Source organism: Niallia sp. M35 (assembly GCF_050971705.1).
Classification (GTDB): Bacteria; Bacillota; Bacilli; order Bacillales; family Cytobacillaceae; genus Niallia; species Niallia circulans_A.
The window spans coordinates 287,044-310,574 of sequence record NZ_JBPCEP010000003.1; the positions used below are offsets into that span (position 1 = coordinate 287,044).

At 33.3% G+C, this 23,531-nt stretch carries 21 protein-coding genes; 2 read left to right on the plus strand and 19 right to left on the minus strand.

The genetic code is table 11. The features are described from left to right. Positions 1 to 198: 198 nt before the first annotated feature. The 4 genes from ppc to NiCM35_RS05250 all read right to left on the minus strand — a co-directional run bounded on the left by ppc (position 199) and on the right by NiCM35_RS05250 (position 5,151). Entirely contained in the window at positions 199 to 2,961 is a 2,763-nt protein-coding gene (ppc, locus tag NiCM35_RS05235) for a phosphoenolpyruvate carboxylase (RefSeq protein WP_095328908.1), read from the minus strand. 457 nt (positions 2,962 to 3,418) lie between these two features. Next, complete coding sequence (locus NiCM35_RS05240) at positions 3,419 to 3,718, minus strand: heme biosynthesis protein HemY (RefSeq protein ID WP_061796239.1); 300 nt, start codon at positions 3,716 to 3,718, stop codon at positions 3,419 to 3,421. Positions 3,719 to 3,959: 241 nt separating this feature from the next. Beyond that, complete coding sequence (locus tag NiCM35_RS05245) at positions 3,960 to 4,340, minus strand: hypothetical protein (RefSeq protein WP_095328909.1); 381 nt, start codon at positions 4,338 to 4,340, stop codon at positions 3,960 to 3,962. Positions 4,341 to 4,524: 184 nt separating this feature from the next. Continuing rightward, positions 4,525 to 5,151, minus strand: a complete 627-nt coding sequence (locus NiCM35_RS05250) for a YitT family protein (protein ID WP_095328910.1) — start codon at positions 5,149 to 5,151, stop codon at positions 4,525 to 4,527. 226 nt (positions 5,152 to 5,377) lie between these two features. Between NiCM35_RS05250 and NiCM35_RS05255 the strand changes: the two genes are divergently transcribed. Continuing rightward, positions 5,378 to 5,824 (plus strand): Lrp/AsnC family transcriptional regulator, encoded by a 447-nt coding sequence (locus NiCM35_RS05255; RefSeq protein WP_047940607.1) that lies wholly within the window; start codon positions 5,378 to 5,380, stop codon positions 5,822 to 5,824. Between the two features lie 88 nt (positions 5,825 to 5,912). Here NiCM35_RS05255 and NiCM35_RS05260 read toward each other — a convergent pair whose 3' ends face one another. The 14 genes from NiCM35_RS05260 to NiCM35_RS05325 all read right to left on the minus strand — a co-directional run bounded on the left by NiCM35_RS05260 (position 5,913) and on the right by NiCM35_RS05325 (position 20,866). Beyond that, positions 5,913 to 6,692 carry an HAD family hydrolase gene (locus NiCM35_RS05260; protein WP_095328911.1) on the minus strand — a complete coding sequence of 260 codons (780 nt, stop codon included), beginning with the start codon at positions 6,690 to 6,692 and terminating at the stop codon, positions 5,913 to 5,915. Between the two features lie 187 nt (positions 6,693 to 6,879). Beyond that, complete coding sequence (locus NiCM35_RS05265) at positions 6,880 to 8,070, minus strand: class I SAM-dependent rRNA methyltransferase (protein WP_095328912.1); 1,191 nt, start codon at positions 8,068 to 8,070, stop codon at positions 6,880 to 6,882. Positions 8,071 to 8,167: 97 nt separating this feature from the next. Beyond that, positions 8,168 to 8,584: an NAD(+)--rifampin ADP-ribosyltransferase gene (gene arr, locus NiCM35_RS05270; RefSeq protein ID WP_095328913.1), complete on the minus strand. Its 417-nt coding sequence runs from the start codon at positions 8,582 to 8,584 to the stop codon at positions 8,168 to 8,170. Positions 8,585 to 8,932: 348 nt separating this feature from the next. Next, a complete protein-coding gene (gene clpP, locus NiCM35_RS05275; protein WP_433778829.1) occupies positions 8,933 to 9,514 on the minus strand; it encodes an ATP-dependent Clp endopeptidase proteolytic subunit ClpP in 582 nt (193 codons plus the stop codon). 26 nt (positions 9,515 to 9,540) lie between these two features. Next, on the minus strand, positions 9,541 to 10,155 hold the full coding sequence (locus tag NiCM35_RS05280) for a sigma factor (RefSeq protein WP_433778831.1): 615 nt from the start codon (positions 10,153 to 10,155) through the stop codon (positions 9,541 to 9,543). A 72-nt stretch (positions 10,156 to 10,227) separates the two neighbouring features. Beyond that, positions 10,228 to 11,709, minus strand: coding sequence for a DUF4153 domain-containing protein (locus NiCM35_RS05285; protein ID WP_095328916.1), 1,482 nt, complete (start codon positions 11,707 to 11,709; stop codon positions 10,228 to 10,230). A 93-nt stretch (positions 11,710 to 11,802) separates the two neighbouring features. Further along, the gene (locus NiCM35_RS05290) at positions 11,803 to 12,447 is read right to left on the minus strand and encodes a hypothetical protein (protein ID WP_095328917.1); all 645 of its coding nucleotides are present in this window, start codon (positions 12,445 to 12,447) and stop codon (positions 11,803 to 11,805) included. Continuing rightward, positions 12,444 to 12,776, minus strand: coding sequence for a PadR family transcriptional regulator (locus tag NiCM35_RS05295; RefSeq protein WP_095328918.1), 333 nt, complete (start codon positions 12,774 to 12,776; stop codon positions 12,444 to 12,446). The genes NiCM35_RS05290 and NiCM35_RS05295 overlap by 4 nt, the downstream gene beginning before the upstream one ends. 359 nt (positions 12,777 to 13,135) lie before the next feature. After that, positions 13,136 to 14,035 carry an AEC family transporter gene (locus tag NiCM35_RS05300; RefSeq protein WP_095328976.1) on the minus strand — a complete coding sequence of 300 codons (900 nt, stop codon included), beginning with the start codon at positions 14,033 to 14,035 and terminating at the stop codon, positions 13,136 to 13,138. 55 nt (positions 14,036 to 14,090) lie between these two features. Further along, positions 14,091 to 15,338: a glutamate-5-semialdehyde dehydrogenase gene (locus NiCM35_RS05305; RefSeq protein ID WP_095328919.1), complete on the minus strand. Its 1,248-nt coding sequence runs from the start codon at positions 15,336 to 15,338 to the stop codon at positions 14,091 to 14,093. A 16-nt stretch (positions 15,339 to 15,354) separates the two neighbouring features. Further along, complete coding sequence (gene proB, locus NiCM35_RS05310; protein WP_095328920.1) at positions 15,355 to 16,452, minus strand: glutamate 5-kinase; 1,098 nt, start codon at positions 16,450 to 16,452, stop codon at positions 15,355 to 15,357. Positions 16,453 to 16,832: 380 nt separating this feature from the next. Further along, entirely contained in the window at positions 16,833 to 17,609 is a 777-nt protein-coding gene (locus NiCM35_RS05315; RefSeq protein WP_095328921.1) for a Cof-type HAD-IIB family hydrolase, read from the minus strand. A gap of 378 nt (positions 17,610 to 17,987) precedes the next feature. Continuing rightward, positions 17,988 to 18,962, minus strand: coding sequence for a DMT family transporter (locus NiCM35_RS05320; RefSeq protein ID WP_095328922.1), 975 nt, complete (start codon positions 18,960 to 18,962; stop codon positions 17,988 to 17,990). A gap of 191 nt (positions 18,963 to 19,153) precedes the next feature. Continuing rightward, positions 19,154 to 20,866, minus strand: coding sequence for an ABC transporter ATP-binding protein (locus NiCM35_RS05325; protein WP_095328923.1), 1,713 nt, complete (start codon positions 20,864 to 20,866; stop codon positions 19,154 to 19,156). A 453-nt stretch (positions 20,867 to 21,319) separates the two neighbouring features. On the opposite strand from NiCM35_RS05325, the gene NiCM35_RS05330 reads away from it, so the two are divergent. Beyond that, on the plus strand, positions 21,320 to 22,246 hold the full coding sequence (locus NiCM35_RS05330) for a LysR family transcriptional regulator (RefSeq protein ID WP_433778836.1): 927 nt from the start codon (positions 21,320 to 21,322) through the stop codon (positions 22,244 to 22,246). Between the two features lie 493 nt (positions 22,247 to 22,739). Here the strand turns inward: NiCM35_RS05330 and trpA are convergent, their stop codons facing one another. After that, entirely contained in the window at positions 22,740 to 23,531 is a 792-nt protein-coding gene (gene trpA / locus NiCM35_RS05335) for a tryptophan synthase subunit alpha (protein WP_095328925.1), read from the minus strand.

The window sequence follows — 23,531 nt, forward strand, 5'->3', positions numbered from 1 at the left end:
TCAGTTTATCAACAAAAGGGGAATCAGAATGTTTTCATTCTGATCCCCTTTTGTCATATATGAAAGCAAAACCCTGTAGCGGAAACACCACTCCATTAGAAGAGGTTATACAAAAAAACCATAGACAAAACCTCGAATTTCAAGGAGTTTGTCTACAGTCTGAGATTAGACTCATCTTTTTTTCAGGCTATCCTCAAATCAGCCTGTATTTCGTAAACCAGCAGCGATACCATTAATGGTCAATAGAACTTGATTCAGTAATTCCTTGTCAAGAACTTCTTGTTCACGAAGCTGTTTAATTAAATCAACTTGGAAGAAATTCAATGGATCTACATATGGATTTCTTCTATAAACAGACTCTTGAATAGAAGGTGTGTGATCAAGTAATTCTTCTATACCAGTGATTTCTAATAAAATAGCTCTTGTCTTATCATATTCTTCTTTAATATTTTGATAAATCCGATTGCCGATTGCTTCATTTTCCACAAGAGAAGAATATTCTCTAGCAGTTGTTAAATCTGCCTTCATCAAGGCCATTTGTAAATTATCAATTGTCGAGTGGAAAAATGGCCACTTTGCATACATTTGTTTTAAAATTTCAATATTAGCTGGCTTTTGCTGAGCAAACTCTGTTAATCCAGTACCAGCAGCATACCAAGCGGGCAGAAGCTGTCTACTTTGAGTCCATGCAAAAACCCATGGAATAGCACGAAGATTCTCAAAAGTTGTTGTATTTTTTCTGCTCATTGGCCGTGAACCAATTTTTAAATTTCCTATTTCATTTAAAGGAGTTGCCTCTTTAAAATAAGTCATAAAATCAGGGTCATTAAAAACTAATGATTGATATTTTGCAAGCGCGATAGCAGATATTTCTTCCATGCAATCTTCCCAAAGATTTCTCTCTTCTTTATGTTCGCTAATATCCTTTGAAATATGAGCAATTGCCATGAGCAATGTAGAAGTTGCTTGCTCCAAGCTTCTAAAAGCAATATCTTCTAATAAATAGCGCGAGGATAATACTTCCCCTTGTTCCGTAATTTTTACGCCATCCCCTAATGTTTCACCTGGTTGAGATAGGATACTCTTATTCAACGGACCGCCGCCGCGACCAAGTGAACCACCACGACCATGGAAAAACTTCAAGCCGATTTGATAGTTACTAGCCATTTCGTGAATTTCACGCTGAGCTTTAAATAATTTCCAGTTTGCTGTTAATGTGCCACCGTCTTTACTGCCATCAGAATATCCTAGCATGATTTCCTGCTGGTCATTATGTTGTCTTAAATGTTCTCGATAAACCGGCATGCGGAATAATGTTTCAATAATCTTAGGTCCCGCGATTAAATCATCAATTGTTTCTAATAATGGTGCTACATTTAAGTGACTTTCTACGGTTCCATCCGCATGCAGTCGATAAATTCCAGCTTCTTTTGCTAATACAAGTACTTCAAGAATATCGCTTGGCGACTGGGTCATACTGATTAAATAAACATTAATAGCTCGTTCTCCAAATTTCTTATGTGCTTCTCTAATCATGTTAAATGTGCTAATCATTTCCTGTGTTTCATTTGAATAATCTTCGTTTAATAAAAGAATAGGACGAGGGTCATTCAAAACAGATTCAAGAATTCTTATTTTTTCATTTTCTGGTAAATTTTTATAATTATCTGTTATGCCAACTTTACGCAGAATCTCATCTATAGCTGCCTCATGCTCTCCACTATGATTACGAATATCCAGAGTTGCTAAATGAAAACCGAACAATTGCACTTGTCGAATTAATTTTTGTAAATCTTTTTGCTGATGGGCTTTTGGTTGATGCAAGGCGAAGCTTTCTTGAATTAAATATAAATCTTCAAGTAGCTCTTCTGCCTTCACATAGCCTTTTTCAGATTTGCCATATTCTTTTAATCTTTCTAAAATAATTGAAAATTTCCGGCGATAAACTTCTTTTTCAACTGGCCATTTCTTTTCTGGTGTAAGATATAGTTGTTCTTCCTCCATAATTGTCTGAATAAGCTTTGAACTAACCTTAACACGATTAGTAGAATGACTGAATCTCTTCATCAATTCATCTACTGCATGAATGTATTTTTGGATGACTAATTCATTTTGTTTATGCAGTGTTTGCCATGTAACATCAGGTGTTACATTTGGGTTACCATCTCGGTCTCCACCAATCCAAGAACCAAACCATAAGAAATTAGGTACTTTCCATTCGAAATTAGGATAGTTTTCATCCAGTGCATCCTGAACCTCTTGATGGATTTCTGGCAATACATCAAATAATGTTTGCTCAAAATAATAAAGACCATTTCTAACTTCATCCATTACGGTAGGACGCTCTTGCCGTAATTCATCTGTCTGCCACATGATCGTTATCTCTTCAAAGAGATCATCGTTTAAATGCTGTCTCTCTTTCTTCGTCAACATTGGGTTATCAAGTTGTTTTAAGATATTAGCAATTCTCTTTTGCGATTCTAAAATCGTACGTTTTGTTGATTCTGTTGGATGTGCTGTAATAATAAGTTCAAGTGAAAGAGTATTTAAGACTTCTTGAATGGTCTCTTCAGATAAATTCTTTTGTTTAAATGCCATGATTGCACGATCAATGGAATATGGCTGTACACCTTTTTCTTGACTTAGCTGATATTCTCTTCTACGACGTATACGGTGATTTAACTCAGCAACATTCACCAAATGAAAATATTTCGAAAATGCTCGAATAACTTGTCTGCGAACTGGCTTATCTAGTCTTTCCATTTCGAACTTTAATTGGTTATATGTATGTTCATTATTCGTTTCCCGCAGTTCTTTTGCTAATTTACGAATTATTTCTACCTTGTCTAATAATTCTTGGCCACCATGGTGGATAAGTACCTCACCAAGAATATTACCAAGGTGTTTCACATCTTTTCGTAAAGGTAAACTGCTCTCATTTCCTTTTATCGTTGTTGTCATTAGATTACCATCCCTTAATCTAAATTTTTTAACATAAATACTTTATTACCATTAATCCTATCATTATTCTTTTAAAAATTCATTAACAAAAATCGATAATTAATAGATAGATAAGATAGATCTTTAAGAAATCATCTATTTTTTATATTAATCATACAACAATTAACTTCCTTTGGATTTTTATGTAAATTTTCTGGTAGATTTATGGGAACATATGAGACCTAAATATTATTTTTTCTTGATTCTCATCATTTATGTCATTTAAAGTATATAGCCTAAAAAATGAAATATGTAAACCTAAATGCTCTGTTACGCTTAAAAGTGACGGATTAAATACAGAACAACTTTCATTTAGGAGTTAATTATAACATATAACAATCAGTATGGAAATATCTCATTTAAAATGAGGACAAAAGCAAATATAAAAAAACAGGAAGTGTTTCCACTTCCTGTTTTTTTAATGATGATGTTGTTCTTTTGATGGATTATAAATAGTGAATCCTGGCTGTGGAACATGGAAATATTGAATCCAAACACCATCCAAGAAATCTGCATCTCTTGTATCTAATAAAATAGGAATATCTTTATCAGACTGCACCACTTCATCATGTTCTGTCTTCTTGTCCAATTTTAAATCGTAATGTGCATGGTTTCCATGATTCTCTGTTATGTATACACGAATCATTTCTCCTTCTTCAGCCTTTTCTAACATTTGATTAAGTACTTTAACAGCGTGTCTGTTTATTTTGACTTTCATCTAATAATCCTCCTAAGCGAACATTTGCCTTCTTCATAATACTATCCCATTGTAATCTTCTAGAAAGACGTTTGCAAATATTCAAGACTTTATGTTTGAATTAATTCATTTTTTCTGTTTCTTTTGTAAAAAATCTCCTTGGCTCTTTCATAGGATTTACTAGATTGTTTCGCTATCCGTTTATAAAAATAAAAAAGCAATCCAATTTATCTACATGGATTACTCTTGAAAATTTATATAATCAAATCAACGCAAGCTCATTTTGAATGGATTTTAAATCATTAAGCTCCTTGGCAAAAAGCTCAAATTGCTCTTTATTTAAGCCATCTAACGATTCATTTACTTTATATTCTAAATAATTCATTCTTAATTCCATATCCATTAAGGAAGTAATCTTTTTATTCGCAATAAACTCTTCTATTTCATCGATAAACATGAAGAAACTATAGTCATTTACCATAACAAGCAGTAGCCAGCCAAGCGAATCAACGTATTTTTTTTCTTCAGTAATGGTAATGATATCCCCTTTATGTAAATCAAGAATGAATGTATGTTCAGGTCTAGGACAGGTACATTCGATCATATATTGAAATGGAGCTAAAACAATGAAATCATTTTTCATTATATCTTACACCTTCCTATTCATTTCGTTATTTGTTTACATTTTAAATGAAAATGATTATCACTGTCAATTATTTTTCCTTATTATAATATTGAATATAAAGAATATCCTTTTTATTATAACAAAAAACAACCCTCTAACTCCCCTCTTTCATATGAAGGAGGGGAGTTAGGGGTTCCTATTGTTAAACAGATTGTGTTTCAACCACAGAGTTAACTTTTTCGATATTAGCATTACTCGTATTTCTTTTAGCTATTTTTTCCTTAAACGTACTCATCATAAACGAAATGATAAATACTGACACAATGCTGTAAAGACCTCTAATTAATCCTACACTGTACAAGCCAATTAAAATAACAATTGAATCAAAAATAAAATTTGTTTTTCCCATATTCCAATTTAATTGTTTTTGAAGCGTAATAGACAGAATTTGTGCTCCCCCTAAAGACGAACCATTCATAAACAAAATAATAGTTCCTATTCCAATAATAAAGCCACCGATGATAGACCCTAGTAGGGAATATAGAGCGAGCGGCGGTAGAATGATGGATAATAAATAGGAAAATAAAGTAACTAAGGATACAGCTAAGATGGTGGATAACGTAAATTTCTTCCCCATTTTAAAGTAGGATAAAATATAAAACGGTATGTTTATTAAAGTAAATAAGATGGAAAATGAAATAGGTAATAAGTAAGAGATACTTAATGCGAGTCCTGCTGTTCCACCAGTAACAATTGCTGACCCTTTTAATAAAAACAGACCGAATGATGTAATTAAACAACCAAACATCATTACAATTATTTTTCTCAATGCCACACACTCCTATAGTAATCATGATAAGCGGAAGATAAACGAGGATTTATCGGTGAAATCCTAAAAATTTGTGATTTTAGGGTGGAATTCTTACATATATAATGATAGAATATATCGAAGTGTTTTTACATACCAATATGAATGTAATTACCTTGTACTTCCTCTATTTCGCATAAATATATGCATCATTACATTCATTTTGCAAAAAGGAGTATTCATTAAAATGGATAAGGTTGACATACAACTACTAAAAATTTTACAAGAAGATGCCAGAATTACGGTTAGTGATTTATCCAAAAAATTAGCTTTGAGTCGCCCGAGTGTTTCGGAAAGATTATTAAGATTGCAAGAAAAGGGGATAATTTTAGAATTCAGCGCCCGAATTTCACCTGCAAAGTTGGGGAGAGAAACGCTTTTATACATTCAAATCAGTGAACTAAAAGAAGAACCACATGCATTTGAGGAATTTATTAAAACAGAAGCAGACATTATTGAATGCCATCGTGTAACCGGTACTGTCAGTTATATTATTAAAGCAGCTGTTTCTGGAATTGACGGAATGAGAAACTTGGTCGACCGCTTAATTCCTTATGGCACTATTAATACTTCCGTCATCTTAGCTTCACCTGTTCCTTTTAGACATATATTACCTAACGAACAATCACAATGAACAATCACAATAATGAATTAAAAAATGAAAAGACTAGTCGTCATAAGAGGCAAAATGTCTCCAATGATCACTAGTCTTTTCTTCTTTCTTAATCTAATAAAGCGAATAATTCTTCAAGGTGATGTATTTCATATGTGGGCAGTACATCCTGCTTTGCAGCCTTTTCGCGATTAATCCAAACGGACTTTATTCCCGCCCGATTAGCCCCTAAAATATCTGTCATTAAATTATCTCCCACCATTAAGCATTCAGTTTTATCTACACCTATTAAAGAAACAGCATGCTCAAAGATAGAAGGATCAGGCTTACCTTTGCCAAAATCGCCAGAAATTACAATATGATCAAAATAAGGAGAAATTTCTGGTGTAATAGATAGCTTAGTATTTTGCAAATGAGGCGATCCATTTGTTAATAATAACAATGAGTATTTACCCTTTAATTGATTAAGGACAGAAAATGTTTCTTCATATACGTAAGGAGATGTCTTTCTGTTTTCTGGAAAAGCTTCCGCTAATTCTTCGCCAAATTCGGGATCATCAATTCCGAGTGCTAGTAATCCTTTTGTCCATGCATCTTTCCTGTAAACCGGGATAATCTCTCTCATTATTGGAAAAGAAGCATGTTCTTCAAGAAATTCTCCCCAAAGTCCTTCAAAGGGATTAATCCCGATCATTTTCGTAAATTCATATGTATCATAACCTTCATATAAAGCTCTGGCTTCCTTCCGCACAGCTTCTTCTAAACGTACAGGAGAAATTTTATATTTTTCTTCTGCCAATTTACATGTTTTAAAAAAAGCTTCTTGTACACTTTTTTTATCCCATAGTAGTGTATCATCCAAATCAAAAATAATTGCTTTAATTGTCATTTTTCCGTTCTCCTTTTAAACAAAAAATATTTTATTCAAAGCATAGCCAAGCAAAAGGAATCTTTCTCTATAAGATTACAAGTGTTTTTAAACCACGTAAACCCTTCTTTTTCATAAAAAAGGACTTTGCTATTGAACAGCAAAATCCTTCTTTGATATTTCAAATCGAAAATAATATTCTAAGATATCACTTTAGTTTTTTTATAAAAACAACTTTTAAATAATTACTTTCTGTTACTTCTTTAATATTCGCAAAATCGGCAGGTAAACCAAATTGTTCAACTATTTGATATGTTTCTTTCTGATGATGAAAGGCAGCATCAATAAATCCCTTAAACTTCTTTATATCAAAGGTTGCACAATTAGTGGAAGCGACAATAATTCCGCCATTATTGGTTATGGCAATTGCTTCTTTAAGTAAATTAGTATAGTCTTTTGCTGCGCGAAAAGTATGCTTTTTTGAACGTGCGAAACTAGGAGGATCTAGAATGACCATATCAAAGCTTAGTTGTTTCTTCACTGCGTATTTAAAATAGTGAAAAACATCTTCTACGATAATTTTTTGACTCGATAAGTCAATATCATTTAACAGAAAATTATCTGCCGTTTTCTGCTTGCTTCTATTTGCCAAATCAACACTAGTAGTCGATAAACTACCACCAACAGCTGCCGCAACCGAAAAAGCCCCTGTATAAGAAAAAGTATTTAGAACATTTTTCCCTTTTGCATATTGATCTCGAATTGTTTTACGGACATCTTTTTGATCTAAAAAGATTCCTGTCATCGCACCTTCATTCAAGTTTACTGCGTATTTAATCCCATTTTCTAAAATAGTAAGGGGGAAATCAGCTTTTTTACCAACCACAAAATCATCGTCTTCCATATATGTTCCATTATCATCGAATCTTTTTTTCTCATAGATTCCGTCTATTTCTAATAATCGCTGCAACGATTCAACAATCCAGCTTTTATATTTATAAATGCCAATACTGTACCATTGGATTAACAGATAATTTTGGTAAAGATCAACAGAAAAGCCTCCGATTCCATCGCCTTCCCCATTAAAGATCCGAAATGCTGTCGTTTCAGGATCCTTAAAATAGGCTGCTCTTTTATCAATTGCTTTTTTTAATCGATTTTCAAAAAAAGAATCATCAATAGGAATGTTTCTTTCTCTTGTCAAAATCCAACCAATTCCTTTATTTTGAATGGCATAATATCCTCTGCCAATAAATTTGTTTTTCTTTGTTACAACATCTATTATTTGCCCTTCTTCAAGAGAAATATTAGCTTTTATAGCTTCTTTATAAATTAAGGGATTTCCATTTAATAAATTTTTCTCAAATGGTGTTTCAATTTGTACTGTTACGATTTCCATTTTGCCACCTTTAACTTTCCGACCTAATATTTTCATATGCCCTTTCTATTATACATGAAATGAAGCTAGACGCTAATCTTCTCTATCGTTATGTGACTTAATCGTAAATTACATTTTTTCCTGCTTCGCTTAATTTTTTTAAAGATTCAAGCATATGATTTATTTCTTCATCAGAATGTCTTTCCCACGCGCCTAACTCCGCTATTATTTTCAAAGGAGACTTAGAACGATAGGAACGAGTTGGGTTTCCCGGAAATCTCTTGTCCGTTACGTTCGGGTCGTTTTCAAACTCACCTAATGGTTCTACAATATAAATACGTTCTTTTGAAGTAGACCTTGCTAATTCAGCACCCCATTTAGCAGCATTAATCGTTGCAGTAAAATATATATGGTTCGATTTTTTATCTTGGTAATTTGATAGGTGATTAGGTTCTAATAAATCGCCAATTTTCAGTTCTGCTTTCGTACCATGAAAAAACGGGCCATTGTCTAAAGCGTTTGTTTTAATATTCATTCAATGCACTCCTAAATTATTATTTTCATTTTTGTAGAACAATATTAGTATAGTGGGAAATTATAAAAAAACTAGTCTATAAATAGTACTGTTAGTAATAGTATAATGTAAGTAGAGAGAGAAAGAAAGAAAGAAAGAATTTAACTAAAAGGGAGAAGTCTAGATACTCTCTTAAGAAAGCCGCGAGAATTCCTAGATCCTGCTTCGGAGATCACAATGGAATAGGCCGCTACTACAATACTTTTACCAAAAAACAAATAACCAAACGAAATATACGCTACCCTTTAACTATCGCCGTATATTCGTTCGGTTTTATATTCGGTTAGACTCCTTTTGCTCCGCCTCTTTTTATTTCACGCTAATTATTTCATCGACAATGCCATATTCTTTTGCTTCTTCAGCACTCATGAAATAATCCCTTTCTGTATCATTTGCTATTTTCTCAAAAGACTGGCCCGTTTTCTCTGCCATAATACGATTAATATGTTCTTTAAGTTTTAATATTCGTTTCGCAGATATTTCAATTTCTGTTGCCTGCCCTCTCGTTCCACCTAATGGTTGATGAATCATAATTTCGCTATTCGGTAAGGCATATCTTTTTCCTTTCGTACCAGCAAGAAGTAATAACGCACCAAAGGATCCTGCCATTCCTGTACAAATCGTCCGAACATCTGGCTTAATATAGTGCATCGTATCATAAATAGCAAAACCAGCAGAGGTGGAACCGCCAGGACTATTGATATATATAGAAATATCTTTCTCTGGATCTTCTGCTGAAAGAAATAGCAGCTGAGCCACGATATTATTAGCAACTTGGTCATTGATCTCATCCCCAATCATAATAATTCTATCCTTCAAAAGTCTTGAATATATGTCATAGGATCTTTCTCCATTTGCTGATTGTTCAATAACATAAGGAATAGTACTCATTGTTATTAACCTCCTGTATTCTATTATTATGCGGCTATAAGCATAGGCTGTTGAGACAAATATTTTTTATCTTCTTTAGCTAAAAGGATGTTTTTATAGATTGAATTAATTAGAATAGCGGGATCTTCTCTCTTAAGTACTTCATAGTACATCCTTTGCATGTTTTCCTTATCTTCATCATGCTGATTTTTAACGATCATCGCCTCTTTTTTCACTTGATTCCTGGCTCGGAACAATACTGATTTCACAGCAGTTTCTGTTATATTTAATAATTCTCCAACTTCTTTTAAGCGAAATTGAAACCCCTCTACGAGCAGATAGACAATCCCTTGCTTAAAGGTTAATTTTTCAGATAGAAATTCTGCCAGCATCATAGAGGTTAAATTTTTTTCTTCTGCTCTTGGTTCCTTTACTTGGATACCAATAATATCTTGTTTTTTTCTTATTTTATCAATCCATTGATTATCAGCTATTTTTTTAAGCAAAGCAGGTGTAATATCTTTATCTTGATAATTTTCCATCGCTTTTAAAATGGCTTCTTGAATTAAATCCTCTCGTTCCCATTTATCTAAGGAAAGATACCGACAATAGGAATCGAGTTTTTGATACAGATTTTTTATATTTTGCATTTCCATCCTCATTGATAAATCCCTCCTTTTACTGTTTATATATAGAACGTTTCAGGTAGCGAAAAAGATACGGGGTCAAAAAAATTATTCTTCTAATCGATATTTATTCTCTTCATGATTTTCAGGCACTTTCTTAGGCAACTCCATTGCATTAAGTAACTTTCTTGCACGGTCTTCCACGATATTATAGCTCTGCCATTTTTGATCTGTCTGCTGAAGGCGTTCCTTTTTAGCAAGCAATAATTGTTTTACGCTCTCCATATCAGGATTTTTTTCGTAATAATCTACTAGAACCGGAATAGCTGAATAAGATAAAGAATCTATATAGAGAAAATCAATTAAGTTTGTTTCCTCAAACCGCTGCAAATTTTTGCTAACGATTATGCGATCGATATCCATGACATTCAGGCTGCAGTAATATAACAGGGAAAATAATAAGAAAAAACGCATAAGTTGAATTTTCTTCATCCAAATTTTTATCAATGTGAAGGAGAAAAATACCGCTAAGAGTAAAATAAAGGAATGAGAAAATAAACGTAAATATGTATATCCATACGCCTGTTCATATAAAGATAATCGTAAATGAGCAGACAAAAGAATGATAAAGCTAAAAGCAATTAAACAGGATAAAAATATTTTTAAAAAAAGAGTGCGTTTTTTAGCAAAGCTATTTACTAACAAAATAATTGATATGTTAATCACAGTCACGATAATAAGTTCAAAGAATCCTCTTCTCGCATAGGTAGCATATGTAAAACCATTCAATAATACATCATTGAAAAAGTATTGGAACTGTACGATGGTATAAAATATATACAGCCCATTAATGAAAAGTAAAATGGTTAATAAAGTTGTTTGCTCCCATCTTCCTTGTTTTCCTTTTCTTTCGCTTGGAATAATAATCGACCTTTTACTAATTGTCTTCATGAATAGTAATAGAAAAACAAATATTAAACCTATTCTTAGCAATGTACTTATTCCATCTATATGGAATGAAAAAAGCCGGGTGATTATGGTTACCATCATATTATTAAAATGCTGATCTGAGGAACTAAGCAGGAAAATTAATAACATTAAAATCGGCATTACAATTACCATTCCTAATACTATTCTTTTTATAGCGATATAATTCCTTTCATCAGAACGTACATTTACTGATTTCCATACTAGAAAGGTTAAATATTTTCCTAATTTAAAAAAGGAAGAGACTTTCTTTCTTAAATAAAAGAAAACATCGGTATTGCACCAACTAAGAAAAGAAGGACTTGTTAATAACGTGGTATGAAAACCAATTAAACTAAAAATAACAATAAAATTAAAGAAATAAAAAGAAGGATTAGCTATGAAAACAAAAGACAATGATAATAGCCATATGCACACAAATAGATATATACCAATTAAACGATGTGTGTGCGTTTGTTTCCTCGTTAGATAAAAATAAAAAACATAAAAAACAACAACAAAAATACTAAGGGAAATTCCAATTGTCTCTGTAAATAGCGTTATTTCTGCAATAATTGCCAGTAAAAAACAGCTTATAAAATAAATGAAATTTTTCTTGTTCAAGTTATTTTCCCTCCCTTTACATAGTTTATCTATATAGTGAAATAAAAAGAAATTCGTTGCACAGTAATACTAGGTAGTATACAAAAGAACAACTTATACCGATCTTGTTGTTCCATAGCGAAAGGCAAGATAACATATTGGATATAACATTATCGTAAAAGAAATACAGATAAGGACAAATTCCGGTGTTAATAATGGATCAAAGAGTGTTAATGGAATAATCTTAAAGACAACGGAACACATAAGCAATAGATTAGGAACTAATGAAATACAAAATGTCTTCAGTAAAAGTTTTTTTCCGCCAAGGCCAAATTCCTTGCCTACTTCATATCCAAGTAAAAGCCAAAAGAATAAGTAAAGAACAATAAGAAAAAATGGAATACTGGTTAAGAGTGACCATAATTTACTGATTGTTGGATTAGATAGGCGATGATAAATGATCGTCAAACCAATTCCGCCGACAAAGAAAAACAAATTAGCGAAAAAGAAATTCCATTGCGTTTTTTTCGCAGTCATGTTTAACTCTTCTTGATACATGGCAACAACCTCTAGTGGTGTTCCTAATCTTTGGATTGCCATAATTAACGCTTCTTCTTCTGAACATTGTTTTTCAAAAGCAATCTCTTCCAATATGTCTATTAGATGAAGTTCATACTCCATGCATATTTCTTCAGATTGCTCATGATCTTTGAGTAAATCCCGCAGCTGTTTCATGTAGGATTCTTTTGAAGAAATCATATTCCCTTTCTCCCAATCACTTTATCAATCGTTTGCACAAAGTTTTTCCATTCTGCTGTTTTTTGCTCCAATATTTGCTGACCAGAATCGGTAATTCGGTAATATTTTCTTGCTGGTCCTTTTTCTGATTCTTTCCAAAAAGATTCTACATATTCTTGTTTTTCTAATTTATGTAGAGCGGGATATAAGGTCCCTTCTTTTACTTGCAAAGAATAATCACTTCTTTTTTCCATTTCTTTGACTAGTTCATAACCATACATTTCTTTCTCTGCTAATAGCTGTAGAAGTATTAAAGATGTACTCCCTTTTACTAGCTCTCTATTGAACATATTTTCACCTACCTAGAAATAAAATGTACTTTGTTAGTATTGTATCGTTCCTATCGCTATAATGCAATATGAAATATGACTCTCCAATCTAATTTTTTGCTCAAATCTACGCCTTTAAAGACTAGCATTCTTCATTTAGCCATTGTATATAGTTTAACGTATGAATTGGTTCTTTCATTCCAGTTCTTTTTTCAAATGCTATTTTCTTCTAAAAAAACGAGTAAAAACCCGAATAATTATCCGAACATGTCTTAGCATACTCACATAATTTTCAGGTTTAAAATAAAATGGAATATTTCTCCCCCATCTCTGATCTTAAACAGAAAAACTGATATCCCCTGTCAATTTTACAATAATGATTAAATCAGAGACAAAATAACAGGCAATGTTATTAAACTAGCTAATGTGCTAAAAAAGGTTGCACTTGATACAAAATCAGGTTCTGTTCCATATTGGACAGCATAAAGGGTTGTGTTTGCTGCTGCTGGCATTCCAGCAAGCAGAATCATTATTTGTTTTAATATCTCATCTACTGGCAATACAAGCGTTAGCAGCCATGCAATCACTGGTGATACTATAAGTTTAAGTAACAATGAAACAGATAGAGGGCGATAAGAAATATTTTTTAGACGGACATTAGCAAGCTGTATTCCTAAAACAAGCATGACGGTTGGAATCGCCGCATTGCCAACTAGCTTAATAGCCTCAAGCATCGTTGCTCCAATCGGTAGATGAAGAGAATGCAAGACTGCTCCTAGAATTGCTCCATACATAACTGGTACTTTTAATACTTTTTTTAAAGTATCTTTCCCATTTCCATCATCAACAGAGCCTTTGGCTGCATAATAAACACCGATCGTAACCATAATTAATTGCTGAATAACCATTAAGATAACTGCATAGTGCAAGCCTGGCTCTCCGAAAACAAATAAAACAAGCGGAGTTCCATAATTACCGTTGTTCATAAATGCCGAGGATAGTATCATTCCGCATGTCTTTCTAACCGAATAACCTCTAAAAAATCCAATAATGTAAACGATCGCGACAATACTTAATACTAACGTTAATGCGTACAGTGTCATATACAAATAGTCTATTGTAAAAGTTGTTTCATAAAAAACGCTAAAAGACAACAACGGCGTCATCAAATAAACAGATACAGCTGAAACAGATTTTATATCAATATGAAGCATCTTTTGTCCAATGAAACCAACGGAAAAAATAAAGAAAATAGGTAATAAAATACTTAAATATTCCAATAACATCATCCAATCTTCGTGAACTATGACATACCCTGGTGTAAACTGCCAGCAATTAATTTCTAACTTGACCTTCTCCATAAATAAAATATTTAAAGGATGTTAAAGCATTTAATCCCATTGGACCTCTAGCATGCAGTTTTTGCGTACTGATTCCAATCTCCGCCCCATAACCAAATTCAAATCCATCTGTAAATCTTGTACTAGCATTATGATAGACTGCTGCTGCATCTACTCCTGATAAAAAAGTTTCGGCATTTTCAATATTTTCTGTAATAATCGCTTCTGAATGCTTAGTACCATAAGTATTAATATGGTTAATTGCTTCTGTCACTCCATCTACTGTTTTTATACTTACTTTCAAAGCAGAGTATTCTGTATACCAATCTTCTTCTGTCGCTTTTTTTGCAAAAGAAAAAGTAGTGCAGACAGTTTCATCTCCATAAATCTCCACACCATTATGATGTAGTGCTTCTAATAGTGCTAATCCATGTTGAGCAAACCATTTTGTTTCTATTAAAATAGTCTCTAAGGCATTGCATACTGATGGACGTTGCGTTTTGCCGTTCAAACTAATCGCAAGGGCCATAGTTAACTCTGCGGTTTCATCAATAAATAAATGGCAATTGCCAGCTCCTGTTTCAATGACCGGAACGGTTGCTTCATTTACTACCGTATCAATTAACCCTTTGCCGCCACGAGGGATCAATACATCTAAAAATTCTTTCAAATGAAATAGTTCTTTCGCTGTTTCTCTGCTTGTATCTTCAATTAGCTGGACTGCTTCTTTTGGAATTGCGGATTTCTCCAGCGCGCGATGGATTGTGTCAACAAGAGCCAGATTTGATTGCTTAGCAGATGAACTTCCTCTTAAGACAATACTGTTCCCTGTTTTCAGAGCAAGACTTGCTGCATCAATCGTTACATTTGGTCTCGCCTCATAAATCATTCCCATTACGCCAATTGGCACAGTTTTCTTGATAATTTTTAAGCCATTTTCTTTTTCGATTTCTTCCACCACTACACCAACTGGATCATTCAGTTTAATTAACTCTTTTAGTGCTAAGGCCATATTATTAATCCGCTTTTCATCCAGCATAATTCGATCTAAAACAGAAGAAGATAGACCATTTTCTTTCCCGTTTTCCAGATCTATTTTATTTGCTTTTATTATTAATTCTTGATCTTCTATTAATTGTTTACTAATAAAAGATAAAGCTGCATTTTTCTGTTCCGTTGTCTTATTTAATAATTGATAACTTGCATTCTTTGCTAATTTACCTTTTTGATATACTTCGCCCATTTTCCATCTCTCCTTTTTATAATTTCACCCATTTGTCACGGTGAATAACTTCGATTTTAGGATGTTTTATCATTGTTTTTTCTTCTGCTCTTTGTGTAATAATCGCTTTTAGCTCTTCAGAAGAATAGAGTACTTCCCCTTTACCGATAACTCCTTTTTCACCATAGACTTCGACAACATTTCCTTTTTCAAAGAGCCCTTCAACTTTATAAATACCGGCTGGAAGCAAGCTCCCACCTTTATTTAGCAACGCCATTTCTGCTCCTTCATCCACATACAGACTTCCTTCTACTGTAGAATGAAGGGATATCCATTGACGATTACTGTTTATAGATGATAAAGCATCTGAACCAATATAGGTTCCGTCTCCTTTCCCCTCTATAATATCGATGAGCTTCTTCTCCCCCTCGCCTTTTCCGATAAAAACCTTTACTCCTAAGGAATTTGCTGTTTCTGCTGCAATCAACTTTGATTTCATGCCACCAGTTCCAACCTTTGACCCAGATCCTTTCGCAGCATCCTTCCATTCCACCGTTATTTCAGGCAAATAATCAATCCGTTTTGCTGAGGCATCTTCCTTTGGATTTTTGTCATATAAGCCATTAATATCTGTGAGAATTATTAATTGATCGGCATGGACAAGTCCACTAACAAGGGCTGATAACATATCGTTGTCTCCAAACGTTAATTCTTCTACAGATACAGTGTCATTCTCATTTATAATTGGTAAGATATTTCTTTCTAATAATTCTGTTAATGTAGAATAAGCATTTCGGTAGCGATCACGTTTGGAAAAATCATTTCTTGTTAGTAATACTTGAGCGGGAACAATCCCAAACTTACTTAATTGTTCATTATAGCTTTGAATTAGCAAGCTTTGACCTACTGCTGCTGCTGCCTGTTTCCCTTTCAATGTAACTGGTCTTGAAGGATAGCCGAGTTTTCCAAAGCCCGCAGCCACTGCTCCAGATGATACTAAAAGTACTTCATGCCCATATTCTCTTAATTTTGCAATGCTTGCGATATGGTCACTTAGCTTTGATTGATCGATTGCTCCTTTTGTATTTGTAAGAGAGCTGCTCCCGATTTTTACAACAATTCTTTTCTTCTCCATTTGATTTCCTCCGTACTAAGTTACTCCGAATACACCCAAATTAAAAAAGCTCATTTTCATCCTATTAAAAGGACGAAAATGAGCTTTCCGTGGTACCACCTTAATTGAACCAATATAAATATTGATTCCACTTTGTCTGATAACGCAAGAAATGCGCCTACTGTAGTAGGACTTGAGAGGCAGGTTCTGTGTTCTTTCATTATGAAGTCTTTCAGCTTATAAACTTCACTCTCTTTTATGAAAGGTTCTCACATACTAATCCTTTCGCTTCGTTCGATTTTCTTTTTTCTAATTATAAGCAGTTTTCACTATTGTTTCAATCGTTTTTTGAAATTTATAAGAATAGCAAAAAAATTTTTGTTCTATTTGTCAGTAAGTGATTATTCTTTTATCCCGGCCATTTCTTTTTTTAAGGCCCATTTTCTGATTGCATAAGCGACACCATTATCATTATTCGTCAAGGTAACAACATCTGCTGTCTGTTTCACTATATCTTGTGCATTTCCCATTGCCACGCCTATTCCTGCTTCTTTAATCATGCTAATATCATTTAAACTGTCTCCAGCCGCTAGTACTTGATCCATTGTAATATCTAAAAGTTCACATACTTTTTTAAGTCCTTTTGCTTTATTTATACCAAGCGCATTGACTTCAATATTTACTGGGGAAGAATTGCTGATTTCAAAGCATTTTTTCTCGTTTAAACTTGTTAAGACTTGTTCACGAACTTTATCATCTTCTATATGATAGCCAAATTTGAGCCATTCTGATTTATTTATGTCTTCTGGCATTTCATCTACCCAGACTTTCTCACAACTAGCAGCCCACATTTTAGCTTTATGCTGTTGTGCTAATTCCCACATCCATTGAATATTGCTTGCATCGACAAGATTTCTTTCGATTAAATTACCATTCATATCCCATATTTCACTACCATTTACCGTTATTAAATAAGAGTTTAATAACAGACTTTTTGCATGATCTCTACAAGTTGCAATAGTTCGACCAGTACTTAATACAACATGCAGTCCTTGGTCATGGGCCTCTTTAATCGCTTTTTTATTTTCTTCTGGAATTTCTCCTTTTTCATCTAATAAAGTACCATCCATATCTAGTGCGATTAATTTAATCTCTTTGTCTTCTAACCTCTTTGTCATTTTGCTGTTCCTCCTAATGATTATTTTTAGAAGTGATAGCCAAAAAACACGACTGTCAGAATTTCCGTATTCTTAAGCTGTATATTTATCTTTTTTTACCATAACTAGATTTTTGAAACAGAGCATGTTCATGCTATGCTAAATAAACTGTTTGCAATAATCCTCTAAAATTTTTTGCCAATCCACGTAGTAACAAAATTCAAATCATTTCTTCTGACTAACATATTCAACTTCTAAATTTGCCTTTCCTACTCATTACCATAGTATAACGAATAGGGATAAAAAAGTAAAAAATTCCGATAAGTCTAACAAAACTTCATAAAATCATTAGGGTTTTAACAAAATTTTTACCTTATCTTCAACATATGATCGTAACATTTATGAAGATGCTTCCATGCTTCTATTTATGTGTAATTTTTTACTTGAATATACACTATGTAAAACCATTCCAAACATAACTAAACAGATACCAAAAAAACTTAAATGGCTAGGTAATGGGGCAGAAAGAAATAGAACTTCTCCTATTAAGGCAAATAAAACTTCTAATGATTGTGTTGCCTCTACCGCTCCTAATTTAATCAAATTGTCTTTTACTAAATCTGTTGCGGCAAAAAATAAGATGGTAGCAATTATACCGGAAAATATGGCCACAATAGCAGATTGAAACACTTGTTGCTTTCCAGGTAATCCTAATGTGAATGCACCAACACCTGATAATAGAACCCAAAAAGGAATACTTGCTACAGTCATACCTAGTACCCTTTGAAATACATCTAATCTCCCATCACATACCTCCATCATTTTCCGGTTACCTAGTGGGTAGGCAAAGGATGCAATAAGAATTGGAATAAGGCAAAATAATGCATTCTTTAAGGAAATAGATACGGCAAATTCAAGCTGCATAATGATAATACCCAATACAATTAACATGGAAAAGGTTAAGCTTTTAAAAGGAATTTTCCTTCTGATTTTTTGAATACGGCCATTTCCGTCCATTTTTTGCTCATAAAAAAAGGGAGCAAGCAATGTTCCAGATATAATAGTAAGCTGCCATGTTCCTGCAACCAGCCAACCAGGTCCATATGCTCCAGCAAAACAAATACCACCGTAAAACAATCCAAATCCTACTGAACTCCAAAAGATCCAAGTAACTGGATTGTCTCTTAATTCTTTCCATACTGCTGTTAAATTCCTTCTCCACCCAACTATTAGGAGCAATAACGGGACCATAAAAAAATAACGCAGGGAAGCACTCCAAATCCAGCTTCCTCCTCCTATTTCCATGGACTGATTTAATACAAAAGTAAACGCAAAAAACAAAGCTGAAAATATCCCTAAAATGATTGGTCTCAATTGTTCCCCCCCTATTTTTTTGTTAATCACGAAAACTTATATCCAATATATCGCATATTGGATATTAATAACAATATTTTTTTTATTTCCTTCTAACCTATGTTTTTTTGTTTAATTTAATTGAGGATGCTTCATTGTTGTGACCAACCCATAAAAAAAGGTCTGCACCTTTAAAAGTACAGACCATATGTTTATCGTTGATATTGAACACGATGAAGGTTAGCAAAAATACCATTACGCTCTAATAATTCATCATGCTTTCCTTCTTCTTCTATCCCATTTTCAGTAACTACTACAATGCGATCAGCATTACGAATAGTTGCAAGTCGATGAGCAATAATTAAAGTAGTTCGATTTTTAGCTAGTTCATTTAAAGAATTTTGAATAATTAATTCTGTTTCTGTATCTAGGGCAGAAGTGGCTTCATCCAATATTAAAATTGGCGGGTTTTTTAGGAACATCCGAGCGATGGCAATCCTTTGTTTTTGACCACCAGAAAGCTTTAATCCTCTTTCCCCAATTTGTGTTTCATATCCTTCTGGTAATTTAAGCACTAACTCTTCCAAATGTGCTCTTCTTACTGCCTCGTGAATTTCTTCATCTGTAGCATGTAAATTTCCATATGCAATATTTTCTTTCAGTGTACCTGTAAATAAAAAGACATCTTGCTGTACGATTCCAATTTGTGATCTTAATGAACTCATTGTCATATCACGAATATCGATACCATCAACTTTAATACTACCACTATTTACATCATAAAAACGTGGTATTAATGAACAAATCGTAGTCTTTCCAGCTCCGGATGGACCTACAAAAGCAATTGTTTCCCCAGCCGAAATGGAAAGATTAATATTTTTCAAGACAGGATTTTTATCATAGCCAAAGCTTACATCGTTTAAATGGATATTTCCTTTTAAGGATTCTACTTCAATTGCATCATCGCGATCTTGGATTTTCGGTTCCGTATCTAACAACTCCAAGAACCGTTTAAATCCTGCCATTCCTTTCGGATAAAGTTCCAAAATTGCACTAATTTTATCAATCGGTTTTTGTAATATATTTACAAAAAGGATAAAAGATACTAGTTCGCCAATTTTCATCTGATTATTAAAAGTTAACCAGGCACCAAATACTAGAACGACTAATGTGAAAAATCGCATTAACATATAAACAGAAGAAGAAGTAATCGACATTACTTTATATGCTCCGATTTTTGCTTTGCGGAATCTTCGGTTATTCACTGTAAATCTAGAAATTTCAAACTCTTCATTTGTAAATGATTGAACAACACGAACCCCAGATACACTATCTTCCACTCTTGCATTAACATCTGCAATATCTCCATACATTTGTCCCCAAGCTTTGTTCATGCTTCGGTTACAGTATGTAATTAACCAAACTAGAATTGGAACAATAAAGATAACGATAAGTGCTAGTTTAATATTAATCGTAAGCATAATCCAAAATGCACCGACAAATGTCATAATAGCAATAAATAAATCCTCTGGTCCATGATGGGCCAGTTCCCCGATATCAAATAAATCATTGGTAATCCGACTCATAATATGTCCCGTTTTTGTATTATCAAAAAACGAAAAGGATTGTCTTTGTACATGAGTAAATAATTGACCTCTCATATCTGTTTCAATATTAATCCCTAATTTATGTCCCCAAAAGTTAACAATGTATTGAAGAAAAGTACTGATACCATATAATAGCAACAGACCTACTCCTACAGATAAAATACTACTCCAATTACCTTCGGGAAGTAGTTCATCAATATACCAAGAGACTGCAAGTGGAAATGCCAGCTCTAATAAAGCAACCACTATTGCACTGGAAAAGTCGAGTGTAAATAATTTTTTATGTGGCTTATAATATGAAAAAAAGCGTTTTATCATGATTTTTCTCCTTCACTCCTATCGTTTTATTTACCATTTTACCAATCAAACTAGTTTTCTCTTTATTTATTATTGCGAAATCCTAACCTTCTCTTGCTTCGATTCTTCTAAAGCGCACAATGTAATCTTTTACCAAATACCATCATAATGAGAATCATTATTGATTATATTAGCAATTCACTTTTTCTACAAGAAAAATATTTATCATTCCGAAATAATTACAGAAGAAAACATTTATGAAAATAGGAGTAAGGACTGATTGCTTGTTTATAATTAAAAAAAAGAAATAATAATTTAGTTAATATTCTTTATTTTTAGATTATTCTATTAATTAATCTTTTTTCTTTACTAGTTTTTAGTATAATATATAGAAAGAATGTATTGTCTCTTATTTTAGGTAATCTCGATATTGCTTTCTTCATGTATCATGTATTCTATGTCTTATAAAGGAGCGTGTTTTTTTTGGATTATCATCTCTTAACCTTTGTAACAGTTGCTGAAAAACTGAATTTTACGAGAGCCGCAGAAAGCTTACATATTACGCAATCAGCAGTAACTCTTTCTATTAAAGCCTTGGAAAAAAAGTATAATATTACCTTTTTAGACAGAACGAATAAGTATGTAAAGCTAACAAAAGCAGGCGAACTATTTTATTTTCATGCTAAGAAAATTTTATCGGAATACAAGGAAGTAAATAATTTAATTGAACACCTTTCCGAAAAAGAAAGCCGTCCTCTCACCGTCGGATCAAGCTTTACATTTGGAGAGTATTTACTGCCAAAAATAATGGCTAACAATGTTAGAATCAATAATAACCAAGAGAAACCAATGATAAGTATTAGAAATTCGAACCGTATTGTTGATCAACTTTTACGTGGAGAAATTGATTTAGGTATCATTGATAGTCCTTTAAAAACACACCCTCACCTATCCATTACACCTTTTAAAGAAGATGAATTAGTAATCATCGTCAGTAAAAATCATCGATTTGCCCATCAAACATTCGTGGAATTAAGCGATTTATATGAGGAAACTTGGATCCTAAGGGAAGAGGGGTCCGGTACGAGGCAGATTATTAATCAGTTTTTTCAAAACCAGGCATTCTCCCCGCCAATGATTCGGTCATTTGGGAGCATACAGATTATTAAAGAATCAATCGAAGCTGATTTAGGCATTTCTATTCTCTCTAAATACGCTATCCAAAAAGAATTTTCCATGGGAAGTCTAAAAATATTACGGATCAAAAATAGGCCAATTACCAGATATTTTTCCTATATCACTCCAGAATTTTCTTTTAAACAACATGCAGTATCTCCGCTAATCAAGGAGCTGACGAAAGAAAATAAACGATTATATCGAAACATAAATTTAGGAGAGTAACATGTAGGAGAGTTTCCAGTACTGCTAGGAGACAAGAAGGACAGAATGCTATTGAGCTAATGATCCGTGATTTGGAAATAATTTGCGCATTTTTTTAGCCTATATACGACGTTAGAAGCATTCGAACAAAACTAAATAACAAAGAAAAACATTCTCATGTTAGCTTGCTAACTGATGAATATTAGTATAAACCATTTCTTTCTATTCAGATTGGGACATAAGTATTTCAATCAAATATAACCCCAAACAATTATACACATACACTAAAATTCGTATGTTTGGGGTTTTTGATTAATTTTAAGTAAGAAGGTTTGTGGTAACACTCGCAGGCTGAATGCAGTAACCCCCACGGCAAGCGAAGTGTATTCAGCCTGCGGGTAAATAACAAGTGACTTTACTGAAACCTTCCTTTTTAATTTATAATAAAATACAGAAATTTGCGATTTTTCAATCCTGTTCACTATTATCACTAAATGGAACTCATGCTCCAAACTTAAATAGCGGGTAATGTATTCCCTTTTTTGCTAGCTGCTATTAATGCTTTTATTTCCTCCAGTTTATTTTCAGAAAATAGTTGTACAATTTTACTTCCTACAATGACACCATCACAATACTCAGTCATGCTGACAACATGTTCAGGAGAAGATATTCCGAATCCAGCAAGAACAGGGATAGGACTAACTTCCTTGACCTTTAATAAATGGGTACCTAAATGAGCTTGGAAGCTTGTTCGAGACCCTGTTATACCGGTAACAGTTACAGCATATAAAAAGCCATTCCCTTTTTTGGCAATATTTTCGATGCGATCTAATGGGCTTGTTAAGGTTACTAATCGAATAATTTCAACACAATGTTTTGCTGCTACTTCCTCTAGTAATGCTTCTTCTTCAACAGGCAAGTCAGGTACGATTAATCCATTAATCGCAGCTTTTTCACAATCCTGAAAAAAATTCTCCACGCCATAGGCTAAAATAGGGTTTAAATAAGTCATGATAACAAGCGGGATATTCGTTAGCTCTCTAAACGACTGTATAGTTTCTAATACCCCTTTAAGAGTAGTGCCCGCTTGAAGAGAACGAATCCCTGCTGCTTGAATAATCGGTCCATCCGCAACTGGATCAGAAAAAGGAATGCCAAGCTCAATTGCTGTTGCGCCTGCTTCTTCAAGAAAAAGTACTTTCTCCTTTAATGTTTCCAGTCCTCCATCTCCAGCCATAATATATGGAACAAAAGCTTTATCCCCTTTATCAAGTGTCGCTTTAAAGGCTGCTTCAATTGTAATCAT

Excerpts from the sequence above, each read along its gene's own strand:
- ppc (WP_095328908.1), bottom strand. The coding sequence starts at position 2,961 with ATGACAACAACGATAAAAGGAAATGAGAGCAGTTTACCTTTACGAAAA.
- NiCM35_RS05240 (WP_061796239.1), bottom strand. The coding sequence starts at position 3,718 with ATGAAAGTCAAAATAAACAGACACGCTGTTAAAGTACTTAATCAAATG.
- NiCM35_RS05245 (WP_095328909.1), bottom strand. The coding sequence starts at position 4,340 with ATGAAAAATGATTTCATTGTTTTAGCTCCATTTCAATATATGATCGAA.
- NiCM35_RS05255 (WP_047940607.1), top strand. The coding sequence starts at position 5,378 with ATGGATAAGGTTGACATACAACTACTAAAAATTTTACAAGAAGATGCC.
- NiCM35_RS05260 (WP_095328911.1), bottom strand. The coding sequence starts at position 6,692 with ATGACAATTAAAGCAATTATTTTTGATTTGGATGATACACTACTATGG.
- NiCM35_RS05265 (WP_095328912.1), bottom strand. The coding sequence starts at position 8,070 with ATGGAAATCGTAACAGTACAAATTGAAACACCATTTGAGAAAAATTTA.
- arr (WP_095328913.1), bottom strand. The coding sequence starts at position 8,584 with ATGAATATTAAAACAAACGCTTTAGACAATGGCCCGTTTTTTCATGGT.
- clpP (WP_433778829.1), bottom strand. The coding sequence starts at position 9,514 with ATGAGTACTATTCCTTATGTTATTGAACAATCAGCAAATGGAGAAAGA.
- NiCM35_RS05280 (WP_433778831.1), bottom strand. The coding sequence starts at position 10,155 with ATGAGGATGGAAATGCAAAATATAAAAAATCTGTATCAAAAACTCGAT.
- NiCM35_RS05290 (WP_095328917.1), bottom strand. The coding sequence starts at position 12,447 with ATGATTTCTTCAAAAGAATCCTACATGAAACAGCTGCGGGATTTACTC.
- NiCM35_RS05295 (WP_095328918.1), bottom strand. The coding sequence starts at position 12,776 with ATGTTCAATAGAGAGCTAGTAAAAGGGAGTACATCTTTAATACTTCTA.
- NiCM35_RS05305 (WP_095328919.1), bottom strand. The coding sequence starts at position 15,338 with ATGGGCGAAGTATATCAAAAAGGTAAATTAGCAAAGAATGCAAGTTAT.
- proB (WP_095328920.1), bottom strand. The coding sequence starts at position 16,452 with ATGGAGAAGAAAAGAATTGTTGTAAAAATCGGGAGCAGCTCTCTTACA.
- NiCM35_RS05315 (WP_095328921.1), bottom strand. The coding sequence starts at position 17,609 with ATGACAAAGAGGTTAGAAGACAAAGAGATTAAATTAATCGCACTAGAT.
- NiCM35_RS05325 (WP_095328923.1), bottom strand. The coding sequence starts at position 20,866 with ATGATAAAACGCTTTTTTTCATATTATAAGCCACATAAAAAATTATTT.
- trpA (WP_095328925.1), bottom strand. The coding sequence starts at position 23,531 with ATGATTACAATTGAAGCAGCCTTTAAAGCGACACTTGATAAAGGGGAT.